The sequence below is a fragment of the Streptomyces capitiformicae genome (assembly GCF_002214185.1).
Lineage (GTDB): Bacteria > Actinomycetota > Actinomycetes > Streptomycetales > Streptomycetaceae > Streptomyces > Streptomyces capitiformicae.
Window position 1 is genome coordinate 5028061 of record NZ_CP022161.1, and the last position, 22227, is coordinate 5050287.

Consider the following 22227-nt stretch of genomic DNA (forward strand, 5'->3'; position numbering starts at 1 on the left):
CTCAAGTGACATGCAGAAAGGGGTAGTTGACCTGATTCGCGACATGCCGGGCGGGCCCCCGAAGCCGAAACTCGCCGAACCGCCCACTGGCACAATCCCGTTACCGGGTCCGGAACCGGCCGGGTCCGCGCGTCGTCCGTACGTGCGGAACAACATCGGGGGACGAGTACGTGAAACAGAAGCTGCTGATGGTCGTGCTGATGCTGGTCGGACTCCAGTTCGGCTCACTGATCAACCCTGCGTACGCGTGCGGCTGCGGCGCGATGGTGGTCGACGAGGCGATGCAGGTCAGTGTGGACCGGGAGGTTTCGGCGGTGCACTGGGACGGGCGCACCGAGCAGATCGCGATGCGGCTGACGGTCGACGGGAACGCCCCGGAGGCCGCGTGGATCATGCCCGTACCCGATCGGGCGACGGTCGAGCTGGGCGACTCCTCGCTGTTCGACGCCCTGGAAAACGAGATCAGGCCCGTGGTGCGCACCCGCACCCACTTCTGGCCGGACAGCGACGACTGGCCCTTCGACTGGCTCTCCGGCTACGACTCCGCGGGCGCCGCCCCGCCGGACTCCGACTCCGTCGGCGTGGTCGGCCGCGAGCGCTTCGGCCCCTTCGACGTTGCCCGGCTGACCGCCACCGATCCCGACGCCCTGCGCGACTGGCTGGCCGACAACGGTTTCGAGCTCCCGGACGCCCTTGCGACCGAGCTGAAGCCGTATGTCGACGCGGAGTGGGAGTACGTGGCGGTCCGGCTGGCCCCCGAGGAGAGCGGTGAGGTGCTGACGGGCAGCCTCGATCCGCTGCTGCTCAGCTTCACCAGCGAGGAACTGGTGTACCCGATGCGGCTGTCCCGGCTGGCGAAGACCCCTCAGTCGCTGGGGCTGTATGTGCTGGCCGACCACCGGATGGAGCCGCGTTCGGCGATCGGGGGGCAGGAGCCGGAGCTGCTCTACGCCGGGAAGGTCGTTCCCGAGGACGCGGTACGGGACTTCGCGGGTTCCGGGGATCTCTTCCTCACGGCGTACCAGCAGAGGTTCCCCGAGCCGGATCGCATCAGCGGCGACCATGAACTGCGCAGGGCGAAGGCCGACAAGCCGTACCAGCGCGTGTGGTACCACGAGGGCGGTGTGACGAGGGTCGGCGGTGTCCCGGCCTGGGCGCTGACGGTGGCCGGATCATTGGCTCTCGTCGCTCTGGCAGTCCTGTTCAGGGTCCGGCGGGCGCGCTCGACTGCCAGGCGGTGAACAGCGGCACTCAGGGCGCTTCTGATGGATCTCCGCGGCGTCGCGACGCCCGGCACGCTCCCCCACTCTCGGCTTCTCCCCCACTCTCGGCTTCGCTCGAGCGGGAGGGGCCCCATGAGCGGGAGGTGCCCCCATGAGCGGGAGTTGCCCCCACCGCCGCACCGGACAAAGCCCTGGTAGCTCCGCTGCGAGGGCTTCCGCCCGGCACGCCGGGAGCATGCACCGAACGCCGCTCCTTCTCCCACGGAGATCCATCAGAAGCGCCCTGACCGCTGCCGGCCGGCACCACCTCGCTGAACGTCCTGGCGCGGCCGGCGGCCCCGGGCGGTGCCTGACCAAGGCACACCGCGCCGCCGGCCGTGACTACTGCCGTTCTTGCGCATGCCTGCGCCCGATCAGGGCCGGTCGCGCCCTGGCCGAGGGCGCGACCGGCGGAGCGACTCCGGTCACTTCTTCCTGGTGTCCCACGAGTTGGGGCCGAAGGCGCGCAGCAGGACGACCAGCGAGGCCCCAAGCCGCCAGTCCAACTCCGGCGCGTGCACATGCAGCTTGTCGTCTTTGGATCTGAACTCCAGTGGGATCTGCCCACCCGCGCGCCACACGATGCGCCGGGGGCCGCGCGCGACCCCCTCATTGCCGGGGCTGCTGTCGAACAGGGCGAACACGAGAATCAGCACCTGCAGGGGCAACAACAGCCACCACACCCACCACCAGAAGATCCGGCCCTTGAAGCCCACCGCCTCGGGGCCGCCGGCCTGCGTCACGGTCCAGCGGGTGCGCAGGCCCCTGCCGCGGAGCGCCTTCTCGCGCACGAACGTGCCGATGAGTTCGCCGTGCGCACCGAGCACCTGAAACGTCGCGACCCCGCCGGTGGCCGACGGAGTCGACAAGGTGGCCACCCGCTCTCGGCGGTGTTCGTCGGCCCACAGGACGAAGGAGCGAGCGCCGCTGCCGCGTGCCGCGAGGTATGCGGGTATGCCGCCCGGCGGCAGCTCGCGCTCCACATACGCGACCACCCGGGGCGGTCCGGATCCGTCGGAGAACTGGACCACATCCTTGACCGGGGTCGGAACGCCGACGGGAGCGGCGGCCCGGATCCCTTCCCGGGAGACCCTCATGGTCAGTGAACTGCTCACCCGACGTGCTCCTGGAGGCCGTAGTGATCGCGGATCTGCCTCAGGCTCGGGAGCCCGTTGAAGCCCGCGTCCGGGGGCCCCACCGCGATGGTGCCGTCCTCGCTCACATAGTCGACGAACGGCGTCGTCGCGTTATCCATGTCCGTTTCCGCGTAGGCACGTAGGACGGACTCCATGACCGCGACCGCCTCCTCCTCGGTCTTCGCGTCGAGAGTGATCGTGCCCTTCTCTGACGGGTTGCCGAACGAAGATGAGCATGTGAAATCCGCGGTGACCACGCCGGACACCGACAGAGCCACGGACTCGAAGTCCTCCGCGCACGCCTTGTTCTTCACATCGAAGGCGTAGGAGATGCCCGACACCGCCACCACCGCCGCCGCCACCACCGAGACGGGCACCAACCACCACACACGTCTCACAATGTTCCCTGCCACGCACAGTCTCCCTCCGCTGACGATGCTGATCTCGGTGAGCGTATGCAGGTGACGGCTCGGACAGAGCCGTTGCGGACCGCTGCGCCCGGGCGCCTACGAACCCCTCCGCACGACCCGCTCGTACTGCACAGCCAACCCATCCAGCAACGCCGTCAACCCCGTCTCGAACGCCCGCTCGTCCACCTTCTCCTGTTGTTCGGCCAGGAGATGGGCCTGCCCGAGATGCGGGTAGTCGGCCGGGTCGTACGCGCTCTCGTCGTCCACGAACCCCCCGGCGAACGAACCGATCGCGGACCCCATGATGAAGTACCGCATCAACGCCCCGATGGACGTGGCCTGTGCCGCGGGCCACCCCGCGTCGACCATGGCCCCGAACACCACATCCGCGACACGCAGCCCCGCCGGCCGCCGCCCGGGCCCGCGCGCGAGGATCGGCACGATGTTGGGATGGTCGCGCAGGGCGGCCCGATAGGAGACGGCCCAGTCGTGCAGCGCGGTACGCCAGTCCCGTCCGTCCTCGAACATCGACAGATCGACCTGCGCGCTCACCGAGTCGGCGACCGCCTCGAGGATCTGGTCCTTGGTGCGGAAGTGGTTGTAGAGGGACGGTCCGCTCACGCCCAACTCGGCGGCCAGCCGCCGCGTCGAGACGGCGGCCAGCCCCTCCGCGTCCACCAGCCCGCGTGCCGTCTCCACGATGCGGTCGGTGCTCAACAGGGGCTTGCGCGGTCGGGCCATGGCGCACATAGTAGGGCTGGACAATAAAACTAGCAGTGATAATTAAACCGTGAACGCGAGGTGATCCGGCGTGAACCTGGAGCTCAGCGACGAGCAGACCGCCGTCCGCGGACTCGCCCGGGACTTCGTGGAGCGCGAGATCGCCCCGCATGTCATCGACTGGGACCGCGCCGAGAACGTCGACCGCTCCGTCGTGAAGAAGCTCGGCGAAGTCGGCTTCCTGGGCCTCACGATCGACGAGAAGTACGGCGGCTCCGGTGGCGACCACCTCGCGTACTGCCTGGTCACGGAGGAGCTCGGCCGCGGCGACTCCTCCGTGCGCGGCATCGTCTCCGTCTCGCTCGGCCTGGTCGCCAAGACCGTCGCGGCCTGGGGGAACGAGGAACAGAAGCGCCGCTGGCTGCCGGGCCTGACGGCGGGGGAGTGCATCGGCTGCTTCGGCCTCACCGAACCCGGCACCGGCTCCGACGCGGGCAACCTCACCACCCGCGCGATCCGTGACGGCGACGACTACGTCATCAGCGGCACCAAGATGTTCATCACGAACGGCACCTGGGCCGATGTCGTCCTCCTCTTCGCCCGCTCCACCGACGCCCCCGGCCACAAGGGCGTCTCCGCCTTCCTCGTCCCCACGGACACCCCCGGCCTGACCCGCCGCACCATCCACGGCAAGCTCGGCCTGCGCGGCCAGTCCACCGCCGAACTGGCCCTGGAGGGCGTCCGCGTCCCCGCCTCCGCGATGCTCGGCCCGGAGGGCAAGGGATTCGGCGTCGCCATGTCCGCGCTCGCCAAGGGGCGGATGTCGGTCGCGGCCGGCTGCGTCGGCATCGCCCAGGCCGCACTCGACGCGGCAGTCCGATACGCCACTGAGCGCGAGCAGTTCGGCAGGACCATCGCCCACCATCAGCTCGTCCAGGAACTCCTCAGCGACATCGCCGTGGACGTCGACGCGGCCCGCCTCCTGACCTGGCGCGTCGCCGACCTCATCGACCGCGGCCTGCCCTTCACCACGGAGGCCGGCAAGGCGAAGCTCTTCGCCTCGGAGGCCGCCGTCCGCGCCGCGAACAACGCCCTCCAGGTCTTCGGCGGCTACGGGTACATCGACGAGTACCCCGTCGGCAAACTCCTCCGTGACGCCCGCGTGATGACCCTGTACGAGGGCACCAGCCAGATACAGAAGCTGCTCATCGGCCGCGCGCTGACGGGTGTATCGGCGTTCTGAGTACGCGGGCGTCCGCGCGCCCCTGATGTGAGTATCCGAACGGATGTGGCCCGGACCACAACGCGCCGACCCTTGTCCCCATGAGTGAGACACCGGTCAAACAGCAGAACACGGCCGCCTTCTACGGCCAGGCCGTCGCATCCTTCATCGTGGCCATGGCGGCCACCACCATCGGCATCTACAACCTGGACGCCGACATCTGGGTCCGTTCCTTCCTGGCCATCGCGGTCCTCTACCTGGTGACCTCGTCGTTCACCCTGGCCAAGGTGATCCGCGACCGGCAGGAGGCCGGGCAGATCGTCAGCCGGGTCGACCAGGCGAGGCTGGAGAAGCTCCTCGCCGAACACGACCCCTTCGAGAAGCTCTGACGTCCAGACGTCCAGACGTTCTGACCCCGTCCCGTACCGCCCTGAGCGGGCACTCTAAGCGCTCGCTCACCCTCGGCGGTATGGTGGTGCCAGGCCATGGGAAGGGGCGAACGAGCGATGAGTGCGGCGGAGGAGACGGCCGGCGGCGAGCCGCAGCCGTGGGGCGAGGTGAACCCGGAAGCGGCCCGGCGGCTGCTGATGGCCGCCGTGGAGGCCTTCGCCGAGCGCGGCTACCACGCGACGACGACCCGTGACATCGCCGGCCGCGCGGGCATGAGCCCGGCCGCGCTCTACATCCACTACAAGACCAAGGAAGAGCTGCTCCACCGGATCAGCCGCATCGGCCACGAGAAGGCCCTCGACGTCCTGCGCACCGCAGCCGACTCCGAGGGCAGCCCGGCCGACCGCCTCGCCGAGGCCGTACGCTCCTTCGTCCGCTGGCATGCCGGCCAGCACACGGTCGCCCGCGTCGTCCAGTACGAACTCGACGCCCTCGGCCCCGAGGCCCGTGCCGAGATCGTCACCCTGCGCCGCCAGAACGAGGCGGCCGTGCGCGGCATCATCGAGGACGGCGTCGGCACCGGCGACTTCGACGTCCCTGACATCAAGGGCACCACCGTCGCCGTCCTCTCCCTCTGCATCGACGTGGCCCGCTGGTTCAACGTGGGCGGTTCCCGCACCCCCGACGAGGTCGGCGCCCTGTACGCGGACCTGGTACTGCGGATGGTGGGAGCGAAGAAGTAGCGCCTCGGCGGGGCATCGCCTCGCCCCCTCTCCCGACATGATCGGGACAAGCTTCGAAACATTCGAAGAAGTATCCTGCGGCCCTTCGGGGCCTCATCGGTGCTCGCTGTGGTCAGACTGGTCCGATTTGCCAAGCGCACGCATTGAACTGGCCCTATATCTTCTTGCCGCCTTCTCACGGATCTCCTCGATGATCGAATGTTTCGGTTCTCCCGCCGAAACTATTGACAGTTGACAGGGGCAGGCCAACACTCCGCGTTGACAGGGCACGACCTCACGTGGACGAGGAGGAAGCACGCCCATGACCGACGCACCCGCACCCGCACCCGGCTCGCCGAGCCGCAGGCTGTTCGTCACCGGTGTCTGTACGACCGCGCTGGCCGCCGCGACGGCGGTGGCCCTTCCCGGCACCGCCCACGCCGACACCGTCGTCACGACCAACCAGACCGGCACCAACAACGGCTACTACTACTCGTTCTGGACCGACGCACCGGGAACGGTCTCCATGACCCTGGCCTCCGGCGGCGCCTACCGGACCTCCTGGAGCAACACCGGCAACTTCGTATGCGGCAAGGGCTGGAGCACCGGCTCACGCAGGACCGTGACCTACTCGGGCTCCTTCAATCCGTCCGGCAACGCCTACCTGACGCTCTACGGCTGGACGTCGAGCCCGCTCATCGAGTACTACATCGTCGACAACTGGGGCACGTACCGGCCCACGGGAGCGTACAGGGGCACCGTCACCAGCGACGGCGGTACGTACGACATCTACAAGACGACGCGGTACAACGCCCCGTCCGTCGAGGGCACCAGGACCTTCGACCAGTACTGGAGCGTCCGCCAGTCGAAGCGGACGGGCGGAACCATCACCACCGGCAACCACTTCGACGCCTGGACCCGCGCCGGGATGCCCCTGGGCAGCTTCCGCTACTACATGATCATGGCGACCGAGGGCTATCGCAGCAGCGGCAACTCCAACATCACGGTGCGCTAGTCATGAGGGCCACACAGCGCTACTCGATCCGTGCCCCAGGCGTGAGGTCGGTGGTCGTCGCGGTGGCCGCCGCAGGCGCCGTCGCCCTCACGCTCACCCCTGCCGCGGCAGCCCCGCCACGTGCCGCCGCCTGCAACGGCTACGTCGGGCTCACCTTCGACGACGGCCCGTCCGGCAACACCTCGGCCCTGCTGGGTGCCCTCCGGCAGAACGGGCTGCGGGCCACGATGTTCAACCAGGGAGGTAACGCCGCCGCCCATCCGTCTCTGGTCCGGGCCCAGGTCAGCGCCGGGATGTGGGTCGGCAACCACAGCTACACCCATCCGCACTTGACCCAGTTGAGCCAGTCGCAGATCGACTCGGAGATCGCCCGGACCCAGCAGGCCATCGCGGGCGCGGGTGGCGGCACTCCGAGGCTCTTCCGTCCGCCGTACGGTGAGACCAACGCGACGGTGAAGGCGGTCGCGGCGAGGTACGGACTGACCCAGATCATCTGGGACGTCGACTCGCAGGACTGGAACGGCGCCAGTGCGGACGCGATCGTGCAGGCCGCTGCCCGGCTGACCAACGGCCAGATCATGCTCATGCACGACTGGTCGGCCAACGCCCGCGCGGCGATCCCGCGCATAGCTCAGGGGTTGGCGAGTCGCGGCCTGTGCGCCGGGACGATCTCCCCTCAGACGGGCCGCGCGGTGGCTCCGACGGCGGTGTCGGTCACCCCAGCCCTCAAGTCCTGACGAGGGAACACGCACCCGTGGCGCGGCGCCCACGGTGCCGCGCCACACCCGGTACCGAGAAGTTCAGAAGTAGTACCGGGAGACGAGGTTCAGAAGTAGTACCGGGACACCGACTCCGCCACGCAGACCGGCTTCTCCCCACCCTCGCGCTCCACGACCACCGCGGCCGTGACCTGCACCCCGCCGCCGACCTCCGTGACGTCCTGGAGCGTCGCCGTGGCGCGCAGGCGTGAGCCCACCGGCACGGGTGCGGGGAAACGGACCTTGTTGGTGCCGTAGTTGACGCCCATCTTGACGTTGTCGACCTTGAGTACCTGGGGGACCAGGAGCGGCAGCAGGGAGAGGGTCAGATAGCCGTGGGCGATGGTCGTGCCGAAGGGGCCGGCCGCCGCCTTCTCGGGGTCGACATGGATCCACTGGTGGTCACCGGTCGCCTCGGCGAAGAGGTCGATCCGCTTCTGGTCGATCTCCAGCCAGTCGCTGTGTCCCAGCTGCTCGCCCACCGCCGCCTTCAGCTCATCGGCGGACGTGAAGATCCTCGGCTCTGCCATGTTCCGGCCTCCCGCATGTCCCGCATGTCCCGCGCGTCAATGTCTAAGCAACTGCTTAGCATGGTCGGGTGCGCGGCTCCTGTCAACGGACCGCGACGCCACTCGGTGTGGGTAAGGTCGGAGGGGTGCCGCAGATTCCTGAGAAGATCCACGAGTTGACCGTCGGCCAGCTGTCCGCGCGTAGCGGTGCCGCCGTCTCCGCCCTGCACTTCTACGAGTCCAAGGGGCTGATCAGCAGCCGCCGCACCACGGGCAATCAGCGCCGCTACAGCCGTGACACCCTGCGCCGCGTCGCCTTCGTGCGGGCCGCGCAGCGCGTCGGCATCCCGCTCGCCACGATCCGCGAGGCGCTCGCCGAACTGCCCGAGGAGCGCACGCCCACCCGTGAGGACTGGGCCCACCTCTCCGAGGCGTGGCGATCCGAGCTGGACGAGCGGATCAAGCAGCTCAACCGGCTGCGCGACCATCTCACCGACTGCATCGGCTGTGGCTGTCTGTCCCTCGCCACCTGCGTGCTGTCCAACCCCGACGACGTCTTCGGCGAACGGCAGAGCGGCTCCCGCCTCATGGTCGAGCGCCGTACCGCCGACGTACGACAGGAGTCACGACAGGAGTCACGGCCTCCGTCGCCGGGTACGGCCGAACAGGAAGAGCCCGGGAACTACCGTTGACCGGCGGTTCCCGGGCTCCCCGGCCCCACGGGTCCCCCGAAGATCCCGTGGGGGGTCTCACCGCTCTCACTCGTACTCGGTGCCGCCCTTGCGGGTGAGATACGCCGGGCTGACCGCCTTCGCGATGGCCCGCCCGCCGGTCACCGGGCTGTACCGCTCGACCGCCGGGCGGATCACCACACCCTCCCGCAGATGCAGGTCCCGCCCGGAGACCGTCTCCCGGCCCGTGGCCACCGCCAGCACCCGGGCGACGTCGTACGGGCCCTCGTACAGCCTCGGAACGAGGGGCAGCTCACCGTCGAGCAGGTCGGACAGCTCCGCCGAGTCCAGCCAGCGGACCCGGCCGTCGATCTCCGCCGACACGTCGAACACCGCGTAGCCGAGGGTGTCGCGGCGGCCGTCGGCGCCGTACGTCAGGTCCTGCACCCCGGCGCCGTAGACCTCGCCGAAGAGCCCGACCCGACGTGCCCCGAGCCGCGCGGCGAGCCGGGAGGCGACCTCCGCGACCTTGTGGCCGTGGACGGCGCGCCAGTACAGATTGCGCGGGTCCTCCTTCAGCGCGAGGAACTTCGAGCCGAAGCCCTTCGAGGAGACCTGGACGCGGCCGTCCTCGGCGAAGTACGTCACCAGGCAGGCCGAACCGTGCAGCTTCTCGGTGAGGACGACCGGCTCGCCGGGGGTGAAGATGTCCGGGTAGCGCTGGATGTTCTCGATGTCGACCCAGGGCAGCAGATCCGGTGCCGACTCGACCTCGCCGCTCATCGTGGGCGGGATGGGCGGCACCCACTTGACGATGCCGAGCCGCTCCGCGAAGTCGGTGCCCTCGGCGGCGGCAGCCGTCAGATCCACGTCCGCCAGCGCCCGTGGGCGGCACACGATGCCCTGCGACAGCTCGCCCCGCAGCCGTACCGCCTTCACCCGGTCCGACTTGCCGCCCGCCAGCCGGCCCGTCAGCCCCAACTCCTCGACCAGCTCCGCCGGGAGCACGGACTGCTCCGGGATGTATACGGCGGTGTCACCGGTGCGATAGACGCCCTTGGCGACGACGGCCCGGTACAGGCCCACCTGGGCCAGCTCCAGCGCGTCGGCGCCCGGATGTTCATGGATCGTCAGCACTTCGGCGGTGACGCGCAGCGTCGACATCGGGGTTCTCCTCGGTTCCTGCGTTCCCTCAGGGCTGTTTCATCGCCCCCAACTGTCCCTGCGGGAAAGGGCTGGAGCGAGGGGATTTGCGACTGGTAGGGTCGCGCTCTTCGGGATGGGAGAACGTCCTGGAGTACCGGGCCCGCTTCATACGCGACCCGCTGAATCGGCGCGCGGCGTGGGGGACACCAAGCGGGCCACGCCGATCACTCCGCGGTCATGCCGTACCTACACGGGGGTGCGGCATCCCCGGCGCACCCCCGCCGCGCTACGCCGACACCAGCAGCCGTACGCGCCTGGACTCGGCCAGGGCCTCGGACGTCAGCACCGGTCGTGGCACCACGATTCCGCACTCCGTGCACACCGGGCCCGAGGACGGTTCATGGGCCAGGTCGTACTTCCAGATGAGGCGCTCGCCGTCGCACACCGGGCAGGTCGAGCCCGGCTCGCGCTCCAGCGCGGCGATCAGCCGGCGCAGCACCTCTGCCAGTGGTTCATGGGGGTGGACCCTGGGGTTGTCGCACCACGCGACACCGAAACCGCCCCAGGTCAGCCGGTGCCAGTCGTCGACACTGCCCGGCCTGCGCAGCCCGTCGTGCTTCTCCTTCTTGCGGCGCTGCGCGAACTGCACTTCATAGTCGAGCCAGACGGAGCGGGCCTCCTCCAGTTCGTCCAGTGCGGCCACGAGCCGCGCTGGATCGGGGTTGCGGTCCTCCGAACCGAACCCGGCCCGGGAGCACAAGTGGTCCCAGGTCGCCCGATGCCCGTAAGGGGCAAACCTCTCAAGGCACTTGCGCAGCGAATAACGCCGCAGTGCCAGATCGCACCTCGGGTCGCGCACCTGTCTTGCCAGACTCCGGAAACCGGCCATCGCCCTGCACCTCCGTCACACCTGCACCTGTACTTCGGTCACTTCGGCGTCGTCCGTCGCGACATCGCGCGACGTCGCCGAATAGACGTATCGACACGCGATTCGGCTCCATCCGATTTCCGATGACCTCCATAAGTCGTCTGCTGAGCCGTTCATGGACCGTTCCTGCCTATGTCTGACTGTCTCTCGCTTCTTCTTGTCTGCTTACGACTGCTTCTGAGTACCTGTTCACGCTGTCAGTCACCTGTCCCTGCGCCGTGGGATGAGAAGATCCAGAAAACGTGACGCATGTTCATCTTCAAACTCGGGGATACCGGCGGTAACGTCCGCCCCACACCCGTCGCAAGGAGCTGCCATGCCACGGCGCACCCCACGCACCTCGCGCAACACACTCGACAGACTGAGAACTCCCCGCAGATTCCCGGAGTTCCTCAAGGCCGCTTCCATATGCGCACTCGTTGCCGGTCTTTTGTCACCTCTTTCCCCGACTTCCCCCGCAGCGGCCGCCGACACGGCTGCCGCCGAGGAGACGGCAGTCGAGGCGGCCGCGGTGACCGACCACTGCGGCGGGCAGTGCTCCGACATCCTGCCGCCCGGCCAGAACGGCAACGCCACCCTCGCCCAGGTCCTTCTCAACCAGGCCTTCGGCAGCATGCCGGAGAACGCCAGCAACCAGCTCGGGCCTTACAACAACCTGGCCACCGGCTACTCGGGGCTCACCAACGCCACCATCAACACCTTCTTCAACGACGCGTCCTTCGGTGTCGCCTCCGACCAGGTGGCCTCCACCCTGAAGCCGGCGGGCCGCACCGACGTCACCATCGTCCGCGACAAGAAGACCGGGGTGCCGCACATCACGGGCACCACCCGCTACGGCACCGAGTTCGGTGCGGGGTACGCCGCCGCCCAGGACCGGCTGTGGCTCATGGACGTCTTCCGGCACGTGGGGCGCGGCAAGCTGACCCCGTTCGCGGGCGGCGCCGCGTCCAACCAGGGCCTGGAGCAGGAGTTCTGGCGCCACGCCCCGTACACCGAGGCCGACCTCCAGGCCCAGATCGACAACGCGGTGGCCGCCAACGGCGACCGCGGCCGACTGGCCCTGGCCGACGTCAAGGCCTACATCGACGGCATCAACGCCTACATCGACGCCTCCGACAGCGGCCGTTACTTCCCCGGCGAGTACGTGCTGACCGGCCACAAGGACTCCATCACCAACGCCGGCACCATCGAGAAGTTCAAGCCCACCGACCTGGTCGCCCTGGCCTCCGTCATCGGCGCCCTCTTCGGCTCCGGAGGCGGCGGCGAGGTCAACAACGCCCTGTCCCTGCTGGCCGCCCAGGAGAAGTACGGCGTCACCGAGGGCGCCAAGGTCTGGGAGTCCTTCCGCCAGCGCAACGACATCGAGGCGGCCCTGACGGTCCACGACGGCAGCTTCCCGTACGCCACCAAGCCCGCCAACCCGCAGGGCATGGCCCTGCCCGACAACGGCGCCGTCACCGAGGAACCCCTGGTGTACGACCGCACCGGCAGCGCGGCCACCACCGCCTCCAAGGGCGTCTCGTCCGAAGCCACCGAGAGTGCCCTCAGCTCCGCCCGGCGCGGTATGTCCAACGCCCTCGTCGTCGGCGGCAAGCACACCGCGAGCGGCCACCCCATCGCCGTCTTCGGGCCCCAGACCGGCTACTTCGCCCCGCAGTTGCTCATGCTCCAGGAGATCCAGGGACCGGGCATCAGCGCCCGCGGCGCCTCCTTCGCCGGCCTGAGCATGTACGTCGAACTCGGCCGCGGCCAGGACTACGCCTGGAGCGCCACCACTTCCGGCCAGGACATCATCGACTCCTACGCAGTCGAACTGTGCCAGGACGACGTCCACTACCTCTACCACGGCACCTGCACGGCCATGGAGAAGGTCGAGCAGACCAACGCCTGGAAGCCCACCACCGCCGACAACACCCCGGCGGGCTCGTACCGCATGCAGATCTGGCGCACCAAGTACGGCCCTGTCACCCACCGCGCCACGGTCGGCGGCAAGAAGGTCGCCTACACCACCCTGCGCTCCTCGTACCTGAACGAGGCCGAGTCGATCATCGGCTTCCAGATGCTGAACGACCCGGACTACGTGAAGGGCCCCGAGGACTTCCAGAAGGCCGTCCAGAACATCAACTACACCTTCAACTGGTTCTACGCCGACTCCGAGCACACCGCGTACTACAACAGCGGCGACAACCCGGTCCGCGCCGCGAACGTCGACGCCGAGTTCCCGGCCTGGGCACAGTCGGCGTACGAGTGGCGCAACTGGAACCCGGCCACCAACGTCGCCGACTACACGCCGCCCGCCCAGCACCCCAACTCCATCGACCAGGACTACTACATCTCCTGGAACAACAAGCAGGCCAAGGACTACACCACCGCCCCCTGGGGCAACGGCTCCGTCCACCGAGGCAACCTCCTCGACGACCGGGTCAAGCGACTCGTCGCCGCGGGCGGCGTCACCAGGGCCTCACTGACCAAGGCCATGGCCGAGGCGGGCCTCGCCGACCTGCGCGCCGAGGACGTCGTGCCGGACCTGCTGAAGGTCATCAACAGCAGCACGGTCACCGACTCCACGGCAGCGGCGGCGGTCAGCAAGCTCCAGACCTGGGTGTCGTCGGGCTCGAAACGCACGGAGACCTCCGCCGGTTCGAAGACCTACGCCCACGCCGAGGCGATCCGCATCCTGGACGCCTGGTGGCCGCTGCTGGTGAAGGCCCAGTTCGAACCCGGCCTCGGTACCGACCTCTACACCGCCATGACCGCCAACCTCCCCATCGACGAGTCGCCGTCGGCCGCGCACGGCCCGACCGGCTCGCACGCCGGAAGCTCCTTCCAGTACGGCTGGTGGAGCTATGTCGACAAGGACATCCGCTCGGTGCTGGGTGAGACGGTGCAGGGCCCGCTGGCGAATCGGTACTGCGGCGGCGGCAGCCTCAGCGCCTGCCGCACCCTCCTGATCAACACCCTCAAGGAGGCGGCCGGCAAGACCGCCGCCCAGGTCTACCCGGGTGACGCGAACTGCTCGGCCGGCGACCAGTGGTGCGCCGACTCGATCATCCAGCGGACCCTGGGAGGCATCAAGCACAACAAGATCAGCTGGCAGAACCGCCCGACCTACCAGCAGGTCGTGGAGTTCACCTCACACAGGTGACGGCCGGCGGCGGGCCGGTCTCAGACGACACGGCCCGCCGCCAGTACCACCCGGGCCAGCTCCTTGTGGCAGATGTCGCTGTGGGCGCCGGACGGCGCGCCGCCGCGTTTCACCACCGCCGCGGCGTCGATGTTCACGCAGCCGGAGGTGGGCAGTTGGGCCTTGAGAGCGTCGGCGAGCTTGAACGACCGGGTGCCCGCGACGGCCTGGATGCCGCCGTAACCGAGCGCGCCCCACTTGGCGCCCAGCAGACTGTTCACGCTCAGGCCGAGCACCGTCCGCGCGTCGCCCGCCATCCGGGAGGCCAGCGGGTAGATCGTGCCGAGCGCCGAGTCGTGCTTGGAGTGGCAGCACACCAACGGGCCGTCGATCCGCTTCTGTTGGCCGTTCAGCACACCGCTCGCGCGGGTGTCGTGCGGGAGCCGGGCGGCGAAGGCGTAGTGGGAGAAGGCCGCCTGAAGGAGCGTCACCGACTTCACCGTGTGCACGCCCTCCGGCAGACCGCGCAGCGCGAACGACACCAGGCGGGCCCCGAAGCTGTGCCCGACGAGGTGCACCCGTACCTTCGGCGCCGTCCGGGCGAGCTGCCCCAGCAGTCGCCCCAGCCCCCGCTCGCCGACCGTCCCCGCCCGGCGCTTCATCGCGAAGTAGGTGGCCTGCCGCAGAAGTTCATGGGCGCCGTCCCAGGCCTGGGGAGGGGCGACGGCGATCCCGGTCATCACCCCCGCGGTCTCTACCTCCGCGAGCGCCGCCGCGAAGTCCGCGCACACCGTCACCGCGTCCCCGCACAGCATCCCGGGCGTGCCCTCCGGCACCCCCTCCGCGATCGTGTCCGCCGTGAACGCGCCCTGCGGCCCCTGCGGCGGCACCTCCACCAGCAGCCGTACGAGCCGCCCGAACTCCTCCAACGAGGCGCCCTCGTCCGGGCGTTGGTCGAGCAGCCGCGCCAGCTGTTCGACGACGGTTGCCCGCCCGGGGAAGACATCGAGGAGCGCGTGCCGGGTGTGCTTGTCCAGCGCGGGACGGCTGGGCGCCATGGCAGGGACCGGCTTGAAGTCCGGGATCGGCTCGTCCGAGAACCGCATGGAGGGCCACAGCACCCCGACGTACCCCAGCTTCGCCTTCGGCGCGAGCGTCGGGAAAGGGGCGAGGAAGCGGCTGTAGAGCCGGGTCGCGCCGGACCGGTCGTTGTTCCAGCCGTGCGCGAAGACGACCAGGTCCCCGATCCCGCGCCGCCCGACCCCTTCGAACAGCCGGTCCCGCTGCCCGGTGTCCACGTCTCCGTCCGCGTCGAAGGTCAGTTCCCAGTAGGGAGTCACGCTCATTTCCGGATCCGCCATGACGAGCCCCCTTCGGCCCCCGTTGGTGGTGCGCTCACGCGCATGGTCCTGCCAACGGCGAGGGATGGCCATACGTCACGTACGCGTGCGTACGACCACGTAGCTACCGATAGAGCAGATATTCCTTCCGCACTCTCCGGAACGCCGCCAACTCCTCCTGCCAGCCCGCCACCACGTCGTCCGTGTCCGCCCCCGCGTCGATCATCGTGCGTACACGCGCGGAGCCGGTCAGCTTGTCGATCCAGTTGTCGGAGCGCCAGGCGAAGCCGCTCCACACCTTCCTCGCGGTCACGAGGAGGCCGATACCGGTGCGTACGGGGTCGTACGCCGCCCGGTCATGGACATGGATCTGTACGCCGCCGATGGTCTTCCCCTGGAACTTGGAGAACGTGGGCGCGAAGTACGCCTCCCTGAAGTGTGCGCCGGGGAGGCCGAGTTCGTTCGCGGCGGCCGCCCAGCGCCGGTCGATCCCCTCGGCGCCGAGCAGCTCGAACGGGCGGGTGGTGCCGCGCCCCTCCGACAGGTTCGTCCCCTCGAAGAGGCCCGTCCCGGAGTACACGAGAGCGGTGTCCGGCGTCGGCATGTTCGGGCTCGGCGGCACCCAGGGCAGCCCGGAGGTGTCGTAGAACCGCGACCGCTTCCACCCGGACATCAGCACCGTCTCCAGCGGTACGGGCGTGGTGAGGAACTCCTCGTTGAACAGCCGCGCCAGCTCCGCCACCGTCATCCCATGCGCCTGCGAGATGGGCTGCCGGCCGACGAAAGTCGCGAACTCCTTGTGCAGCACGGGGCCTTCGGCGGAGCGGCCGGTGATCGGGTTCGGGCGGTCCAGCACCACGAAGCGCTTGCCCGCCGACTGGGCCGCCTCCATGCAGTCGTACAGCGTCCAGATGTATGTGTAGAAGCGGGCGCCCACGTCCTGGATGTCGAAGACGATCGTGTCCACGCCGGAGGCGGTGAAGATGTCCGCGAGGGGGCGGCCGCTCTTCAGGTAGGTGTCGTAGACGGGCAGCCCCGTCGCCGGGTCGTCGTGGCGGCCCTCGGAGCCGCCGGCCTGCGCTGTGCCGCGAAAGCCGTGCTCAGGGCCGAAGACGGCCCTGAGGTCCACTCGGTCGTCGGTGTGCATCACGTCGACGATGTGGCGGGCGTCTTTGGTGATGCCGGTGGGGTTGGTGACGATGCCGACTTTTTGACCGCCGAGTTCTTTGTAGCCGGTGGCTGCCAGGCGCTCGAAGCCGGTGTGGAATTTCGGGGTGGCCGACTTGGTGGGGGCTGCTGCCGTCAGGGGGACCGCGGGGGCTGCGGCCAGCAGAGTGCGGCGGGAGAGGTGCATGGGGGTGACCTCCGTCAACGCGGGAAGCGGTGTCTATGCAAGCTAAGCGCTCCGCGTGTCGCTTGTACTCCGGGCGCCCTTCTCAGCGACATACCGACCGGTTAGTCTGACTGCTTGGCCGGAGCCATTCGAAGTACGTCGCCGTGTCGAAGGAGACCGATCGTGGGAGTCGTGCAGGGTGCGGGAGTGGTCGTCACCGGGGCCGGGGGTGGGATCGGGGCGGCTCTGGCTCGGCGGTTCGCGGCGGAGGGCGCTCGGGTCGTCGTGAATGACCTGGACGCGGAGCGGGCGCGGGCGGTGGCCGAGGAGATCGGTGGGATCGCCGTGCCCGGGGACGCGTCCACGATTGTCGGCGCGGCCCGTGAGGCACTCGGCGGGGTGGTCGACGTGTACTGCGCGAATGCCGGAGTCGCCTCGGGGGGTACGGAGGCGGCCGATGAGAAGGTGTGGGCGCTCGCCTGGGACGTGAACGTGATGGCGCATGTCCGGGCGGCGCAGGAGTTGCTGCCGGACTGGCTGGAGCGCGGCAGTGGGCGTTTCGTGTCCACGGTCTCGGCGGCCGGGCTGCTCACGATGATCGGCGCCGCGCCGTACAGCGTCACCAAGCACGGGGCGTACGCGTTCGCCGAGTGGCTGTCGCTCACGTACCGCCACCGCGGCCTCAAGGTTCACGCGATCTGCCCCCAGGGGGTGCGCACCGACATGCTGACGGCGTCCGGCAGCGCGGGCGACCTGGTGCTCGCGCCGACCGCGATCGAGCCGGAGGACGTGGCCGACGCGCTCGTCGAGGGCATGGAGAAGGACCGTTTTCTGATCCTGCCGCACCCCGAGGTGGCCGGTTTCTACCAGGCGCGCGCCGCGGATCCGGAGCGGTGGCTGACGAACATGAACCACATTCAGCAGAAGTGGGAGGCGACTGGCTGACCGCCCTGCGCGGCGGTCCGGGCCCGGAGGGTGGGATGATCGTTCGGCGGGAGTCGCAATTCCGCCAGGTCGGGAACCGATCTGCGGTCGACGGACGACCAGTGGGCGACAGGCGACAACAGAACCTCGGAAGGCAGGTGGCGGCAGTGCCCAGGACGACGGACGGGGACGGTACTCCTGTCCCGCAGCGGCTGCTGGCCGCCGCCACCCGGCTCTTCGCCGAGCAGGGCTACGACCGCACCTCCGTGCAGGAGATCGTCGAGGCGGCGGGCGTCACCAAGGGGGCGCTCTACCACTACTTCGGCTCCAAGGACGATCTGCTGCACGAGGTGTACGCGCGCGTGCTGCGCATCCAGCAGGAGCGGCTGGACGCGTTCGCGGGGGCCGACGCGCCGGTCGAGGAGCGGTTGCGGGGGGCCGCGGCCGATGTCGTCGTCACCACGATCGACAACCTCGACGACGCGATGATCTTCTTCCGCTCCATGCACCATCTGAGCCCCGAGAAGAACAAGCAGGTCCGCGCCGAGCGCCGCCGCTACCACGAACGCTTCCGCGCGCTCATCGAGGAGGGCCAGGAGGCGGGCGTCTTCTCCAAGGCGACCCCCGCGGACCTGGTCGTCGACTACCACTTCGGCTCGGTCCACCACCTGTCGACCTGGTACCGCCCGGACGGCCCGATGACCCCCCAGGAGGTCGCGGACCACTTGGCGGACCTGCTACTGCGAGCACTGCGCCCGTAGGGGTTGCTCGCGCGGTTCCCCGCGCCCTGCTTTTCAGGGGCGCGGGCTGTGCCGATTTGCGGCTCCGCCGCGTGGGCGCGACAACCCCCACTCACCCGCACCCGCCAACGCGCCGACCCCCGAGCTGTCAGGCGCCCCCCGCCCCGCCGCGCGCTACACGTACCGCTTCAACTCCCGCCGAGCCAGAGACCGCTGGTGCACCTCGTCCGGCCCGTCCGCGATCATCAGCGTCCGCGCCCCCGCGTACAGCTCGGCCAGCGGGAAGTCCTGGCTGACACCCCCCGCACCGTGCAGCTGGATCGCCCGGTCGATGATGTCGACGACGGCGCGCGGTGTCGCGATCTTGATGGCCTGGATCTCCGTGTGGGCGCCCCTGTTGCCGACGGTGTCCATCAGCCAGGCCGTCTTGAGGACCAGCAGCCTCAGTTGCTCGACGGTCACTCGCGCGTCGGCGATCCAGTTGTGCACGACCCCCTGCTGGGCGAGTGCCTTGCCGAAGGCCTCCCGGGCCACCGCCCGCCGGCACATCAGCTCGATCGCCCGCTCGGCCATGCCGATGAGCCGCATGCAGTGGTGGATGCGCCCGGGACCGAGCCGCGCCTGGGCGATGGCGAAGCCACCGCCCTCCTCGCCGATCAGATTCGACACCGGCACGCGCGCGTGGTCGAAGATCACCTCGGCGTGACCACCGTGGTAGTGGTCCTCGTAGCCGAACACGCGCATCGCGCGCTTCACGGTCACACCCGGCGTGTCCCGGGGAACCAGCACCATCGACTGCTGGCGCCGGATATCGGAACCGCCCGGATCCGTCTTCCCCATGACGATGAAGATCTGGCAGTCCGGGTTCATGGCCCCGGAGATGTACCACTTGCGCCCCGTGATGACGTACTCGTCCGTGCCCTCGGGGGCTCGCTCGATCAGCGTGGTGATGTTCGTGGCATCGGACGAGGCCACCTCGGGCTCCGTCATCGCGAAAGCCGACCGGATCTCACCCGCCAGCAGCGGCTCCAGCCACTGCTTCTTCTGGGCGTCGTCCCCGAACTGGGTGAGCACCTCCATGTTGCCCGTGTCGGGCGCCGCGCAGTTCAGCGCGGTCGGCGCCAACTGCGGGGAACGGCCGGTGATCTCGGCGAGCGGCGCGTACTGGAGGTTGGTGAGCCCGGCCCCGTACTCGGAGTCGGGCAGGAAGAGGTTCCACAGGCCCTGGCGGCGGGCCTCGGCCTTCAGCTCCTCCACCACGGCCGGCGTGTCCCACGGCGAGGCCAGCTCCGCCCGCTGCTCCTCGGCCACCGCCTCGGCCGGGTAGACATACTCGTCCATGAAGGCGAGGAGCTTGGCACGCAGCTCCTCCGTACGGGCGTCGAATGCGAAGTCCATGGCGATCAGCCCTCCTGGGAGCCGGTACGAAGAGTCGTCAGGCCGTGTTCGATGAAGACGGGGACCAGGTCGCCGATGCGGTCGAAACCGCGGCCGACCGTCTGGCCGAGCGTGTACCGGTAGTGGATGCCCTCCAGGATCACGGCGAGCTTGAACCACGCGAACGCCGTGTACCAGGCGACGGCGGACACATCGCGGCCGGAGCGGGCCGCGTACCGCTCGACGATCTCGTCCGGCTCCGGGTGCCCGGCGGCCGCCGCGGTCGTGGAGACGGGGGAGTCGGGCATGGCGAGCGGCACGCTGTACATGACCAGCAGGCCCAGGTCGGTGAGCGGATCGCCGAGCGTGGACATCTCCCAGTCGAGGATGGCCTTGATCTCGTCGTCCTCGCCCAGCAGGACATTGTCGAGCCGGTAGTCGCCGTGCACCACGGCCGGGGCGGGGGAGTGCGGCAGTTGGCGCCCGAGGGCCGCGTGCAGCTCGTCGATGCCGGCCAGCTCGCGGTTTCGGGACGCGTCCAACTGCTTGCCCCAGCGCCGCAGCTGCCGGTCGAGGAACCCCTCCGGGCGCCCGAAGTCGGCGAGGCCCACCTCGGCCGGGTCCACCGCGTGCAGCTCCACGAGCGTGTCGACCAGGCCCAGCACGGCGGCCCGGGTGCGCTCCGGACCGAGCGGGGCGAGCTGCTCGGCGGTGCGGTAGGGAGTGCCCTCCACGAAGTCCATGACGTAGAAGGGCGCGCCCGGCACGGCCCCGTTCTCGGGGTTCTCGCACAGCAGCACGGGACGCGGCACCGGTACGTTCGTGGGGTGCAGCGCGCTGATCACCCGGTGCTCGCGCTTCATGTCGTGCGCGGTCGCCAGCACATGGCCCAGCGGCGGCCGCCGTACGACCCACTTGGCGACACCGTCCGTGACCTCGTACGTCAGATTGGACCGCCCGCCCTCGATCAGCCGGCTGGTGAGCGGACCGGCCACCAGTCCGGGCCGCTCGGCGTCGAGGAGGGCGCGGAGCCGGTCGGGATCGAGACCGGGTGGGTGGTCTGGGCGCATCATCGCTCCTACAGGCGGATGAACGGTACCCGCCTCATGATGCCGACCGGTCGGTATGTCGTCCAGTAGGCGCCGCAAAAGTGATCGGACTCTCGCCGCTCACGCGCCTCACGCGTGGCAGGCCATCATCTCCCCGCCGTTGACGGCGGCCATGTCCATGAACCCGGCGAACGGGTGGACGCCCTCACCTTCTGGTTCCCCGTCCAGCTCGGCGTACGCCCGACGCAGGTTCGCCACCAGCCGCTCGCTCTCGCGCAGTTCGGCGAACTCCCCGAGGTCGGTCATCCGGGCCGCCTCCAACGGGGTCAGCCCGGCCGCGTGCGACTTCTCGGCGACGTCGGCCACGAACCGTATGTACCGTTCGGCCCGGTCGAACGCCGAGGGATCGGTGACCGGCCCGTGCCCCGGTACGACGGTCTCGGCGCCCAGCTCCCGCAGCATGTGCAGTGCGCGTAGCGAACCGCTCAGCGAACCCATCAGGAAGAACGGCGTCCCGCCCTCGAAGACCAGGTCCCCGGTGAACACGATCCGGCGGTGCGGCACCCAGACGAACGAGTCGCCCACCGTGTGCGAGATGCCCGGGTGGATCACCTCGACGTCGATGTCGCCCACATGCAGGGTCGTACGGTCCGTGAACGTCATGTCCGCGCCCATGATGGGGACGTCCCCGAAGTCGGTCTGCGGCCACAGCAGATGCAGATGCTGCCCGCTCGCCAGCGCCTCACGGCGGCAGGCGGCGTGCGAGACGATCGTGGCCGGCATGAAGTACTTGTTGCCGTACGTGTGATCCCCGTGGTGGTGGGTGTTGACCAGCAGCATCGGCGCGGGAACCGTCGTGTCCTCGAGAGCCCGGTACAGCGCGCGGGCGCGCCGCTCGGTCGCCGCGGTGTCCACGAGCAGGGTGCTCACACCGTCGCTCACCCATCCGGCGTTGTTCAGACACCATCCGCCGTCCGGCTGCACATACGCGTACACGTCGCTCGCCAGCTCGACGGTGTACGGCTCTCCCGCGGTCATAGTGCCCCCCATCCCCCGGATCGTCGCCAACTGGTGGTCAGAGCCTGCCAGCCGGCGACGATCAACGGGAACCCGGGGTCGTCAGTGGTCGTCCCAGTGGCCGTCGTGTGCGGCGTGCCGATGCCCGTCGTGCACATAGTCCACGTGGTCCCCGTGCGTGACCGCCTCGTGCCCGCACGCCGAGCCGTGCTCGTGCGCGTGCCCCTCGTGCGCGGCGTGCCCGCTCGGCTCGCACTCGTCCCAGTGCCCGGAGTGCTCGCGATGCAGATGCCCGTCGTGCGCGTAGTCGGTGTGGTCGCCGTGCGGTACGGCGGTGTGTCCGCAGGCCGGGCCGTGGGTGTGGTCGTGAACGGGGTGTTCCTGATGGAGCGTGGTCATGGTGCTCACCTTCAGTGGTGCGGGGGTAACACTTC

At 69.4% G+C, this 22227-nt stretch carries 22 protein-coding genes; 10 read left to right on the forward strand and 12 right to left on the reverse strand.

Annotated elements, in window-relative coordinates; genetic code table 11:
- Positions 1 to 200 precede the first annotated feature (200 nt).
- The gene (locus CES90_RS22425; protein WP_189787034.1) at positions 201 to 1241 is read left to right on the forward strand and encodes a DUF2330 domain-containing protein; all 1041 of its coding nucleotides are present in this window, start codon (positions 201 to 203) and stop codon (positions 1239 to 1241) included.
- Between the two features lie 446 nt (positions 1242 to 1687).
- On the opposite strand, the gene CES90_RS22430 is transcribed toward CES90_RS22425, so the two are convergent.
- From CES90_RS22430 to CES90_RS22440, 3 genes are all read right to left on the reverse strand, one after another.
- The gene (locus CES90_RS22430) at positions 1688 to 2377 is read right to left on the reverse strand and encodes a hypothetical protein (RefSeq protein WP_229914300.1); all 690 of its coding nucleotides are present in this window, start codon (positions 2375 to 2377) and stop codon (positions 1688 to 1690) included.
- Positions 2374 to 2811, reverse strand: a complete 438-nt coding sequence (locus CES90_RS22435; protein WP_189786985.1) for a hypothetical protein — start codon at positions 2809 to 2811, stop codon at positions 2374 to 2376. The genes CES90_RS22430 and CES90_RS22435 overlap by 4 nt, the downstream gene beginning before the upstream one ends.
- 93 nt (positions 2812 to 2904) lie before the next feature.
- Positions 2905 to 3549 (reverse strand): TetR/AcrR family transcriptional regulator, encoded by a 645-nt coding sequence (locus CES90_RS22440; protein ID WP_189786984.1) that lies wholly within the window; start codon positions 3547 to 3549, stop codon positions 2905 to 2907.
- Positions 3550 to 3619: 70 nt separating this feature from the next.
- Between CES90_RS22440 and CES90_RS22445 the strand changes: the two genes are divergently transcribed.
- The 5 genes from CES90_RS22445 to CES90_RS22465 all read left to right on the forward strand — a co-directional run bounded on the left by CES90_RS22445 (position 3620) and on the right by CES90_RS22465 (position 7614).
- A complete protein-coding gene (locus tag CES90_RS22445; protein WP_189786983.1) occupies positions 3620 to 4771 on the forward strand; it encodes an acyl-CoA dehydrogenase family protein in 1152 nt (383 codons plus the stop codon).
- An 80-nt stretch (positions 4772 to 4851) separates the two neighbouring features.
- A complete protein-coding gene (locus CES90_RS22450) occupies positions 4852 to 5139 on the forward strand; it encodes a YiaA/YiaB family inner membrane protein (protein WP_189786982.1) in 288 nt (95 codons plus the stop codon).
- 117 nt (positions 5140 to 5256) lie between these two features.
- Positions 5257 to 5883 (forward strand): TetR/AcrR family transcriptional regulator, encoded by a 627-nt coding sequence (locus tag CES90_RS22455; protein ID WP_189786981.1) that lies wholly within the window; start codon positions 5257 to 5259, stop codon positions 5881 to 5883.
- A 301-nt stretch (positions 5884 to 6184) separates the two neighbouring features.
- Positions 6185 to 6877, forward strand: coding sequence for a glycoside hydrolase family 11 protein (locus CES90_RS22460; protein ID WP_189786980.1), 693 nt, complete (start codon positions 6185 to 6187; stop codon positions 6875 to 6877).
- A gap of 2 nt (positions 6878 to 6879) precedes the next feature.
- Positions 6880 to 7614, forward strand: a complete 735-nt coding sequence (locus CES90_RS22465; RefSeq protein ID WP_189786979.1) for a polysaccharide deacetylase family protein — start codon at positions 6880 to 6882, stop codon at positions 7612 to 7614.
- An 89-nt stretch (positions 7615 to 7703) separates the two neighbouring features.
- Here the strand turns inward: CES90_RS22465 and CES90_RS22470 are convergent, their stop codons facing one another.
- A complete protein-coding gene (locus CES90_RS22470; RefSeq protein WP_189786978.1) occupies positions 7704 to 8165 on the reverse strand; it encodes a MaoC family dehydratase in 462 nt (153 codons plus the stop codon).
- Between the two features lie 125 nt (positions 8166 to 8290).
- Here CES90_RS22470 and soxR point away from each other — a divergent pair, with 125 nt between their 5' ends.
- A complete protein-coding gene (soxR, locus tag CES90_RS22475; RefSeq protein ID WP_229914299.1) occupies positions 8291 to 8836 on the forward strand; it encodes a redox-sensitive transcriptional activator SoxR in 546 nt (181 codons plus the stop codon).
- Between the two features lie 66 nt (positions 8837 to 8902).
- Here soxR and CES90_RS22480 read toward each other — a convergent pair whose 3' ends face one another.
- Together CES90_RS22480 and CES90_RS22485 are read right to left on the reverse strand one after the other, a co-directional pair.
- The gene (locus CES90_RS22480; protein WP_189786977.1) at positions 8903 to 9979 is read right to left on the reverse strand and encodes an RNA ligase (ATP); all 1077 of its coding nucleotides are present in this window, start codon (positions 9977 to 9979) and stop codon (positions 8903 to 8905) included.
- A gap of 268 nt (positions 9980 to 10247) precedes the next feature.
- A complete protein-coding gene (locus tag CES90_RS22485; RefSeq protein WP_189786976.1) occupies positions 10248 to 10850 on the reverse strand; it encodes a hypothetical protein in 603 nt (200 codons plus the stop codon).
- A 355-nt stretch (positions 10851 to 11205) separates the two neighbouring features.
- Between CES90_RS22485 and CES90_RS22490 the strand changes: the two genes are divergently transcribed.
- On the forward strand, positions 11206 to 14034 hold the full coding sequence (locus CES90_RS22490; protein ID WP_189786975.1) for a penicillin acylase family protein: 2829 nt from the start codon (positions 11206 to 11208) through the stop codon (positions 14032 to 14034).
- A gap of 20 nt (positions 14035 to 14054) precedes the next feature.
- Here CES90_RS22490 and CES90_RS22495 read toward each other — a convergent pair whose 3' ends face one another.
- The gene (locus CES90_RS22495; protein ID WP_189786974.1) at positions 14055 to 15374 is read right to left on the reverse strand and encodes an alpha/beta hydrolase; all 1320 of its coding nucleotides are present in this window, start codon (positions 15372 to 15374) and stop codon (positions 14055 to 14057) included.
- A 103-nt stretch (positions 15375 to 15477) separates the two neighbouring features.
- Entirely contained in the window at positions 15478 to 16707 is a 1230-nt protein-coding gene (locus tag CES90_RS22500) for an exo-beta-N-acetylmuramidase NamZ family protein (protein ID WP_189786973.1), read from the reverse strand.
- A 159-nt stretch (positions 16708 to 16866) separates the two neighbouring features.
- Between CES90_RS22500 and CES90_RS22505 the strand changes: the two genes are divergently transcribed.
- Together CES90_RS22505 and CES90_RS22510 are read left to right on the forward strand one after the other, a co-directional pair.
- The gene (locus CES90_RS22505; protein WP_189787032.1) at positions 16867 to 17631 is read left to right on the forward strand and encodes an SDR family oxidoreductase; all 765 of its coding nucleotides are present in this window, start codon (positions 16867 to 16869) and stop codon (positions 17629 to 17631) included.
- Positions 17632 to 17777: 146 nt separating this feature from the next.
- Complete coding sequence (locus tag CES90_RS22510) at positions 17778 to 18371, forward strand: TetR/AcrR family transcriptional regulator (RefSeq protein WP_189786972.1); 594 nt, start codon at positions 17778 to 17780, stop codon at positions 18369 to 18371.
- 153 nt (positions 18372 to 18524) lie between these two features.
- On the opposite strand, the gene CES90_RS22515 is transcribed toward CES90_RS22510, so the two are convergent.
- The 4 genes from CES90_RS22515 to CES90_RS22530 form a co-directional block, all read right to left on the reverse strand.
- A complete protein-coding gene (locus CES90_RS22515; RefSeq protein WP_189786971.1) occupies positions 18525 to 19748 on the reverse strand; it encodes an acyl-CoA dehydrogenase family protein in 1224 nt (407 codons plus the stop codon).
- Between the two features lie 5 nt (positions 19749 to 19753).
- Positions 19754 to 20797: a phosphotransferase family protein gene (locus CES90_RS22520; protein WP_189787031.1), complete on the reverse strand. Its 1044-nt coding sequence runs from the start codon at positions 20795 to 20797 to the stop codon at positions 19754 to 19756.
- Positions 20798 to 20905: 108 nt separating this feature from the next.
- On the reverse strand, positions 20906 to 21814 hold the full coding sequence (locus tag CES90_RS22525; protein WP_189787030.1) for an MBL fold metallo-hydrolase: 909 nt from the start codon (positions 21812 to 21814) through the stop codon (positions 20906 to 20908).
- An 81-nt stretch (positions 21815 to 21895) separates the two neighbouring features.
- Complete coding sequence (locus CES90_RS22530) at positions 21896 to 22192, reverse strand: hypothetical protein (protein WP_189786970.1); 297 nt, start codon at positions 22190 to 22192, stop codon at positions 21896 to 21898.
- Between the last annotated feature and the right edge of the window lie 35 nt (positions 22193 to 22227).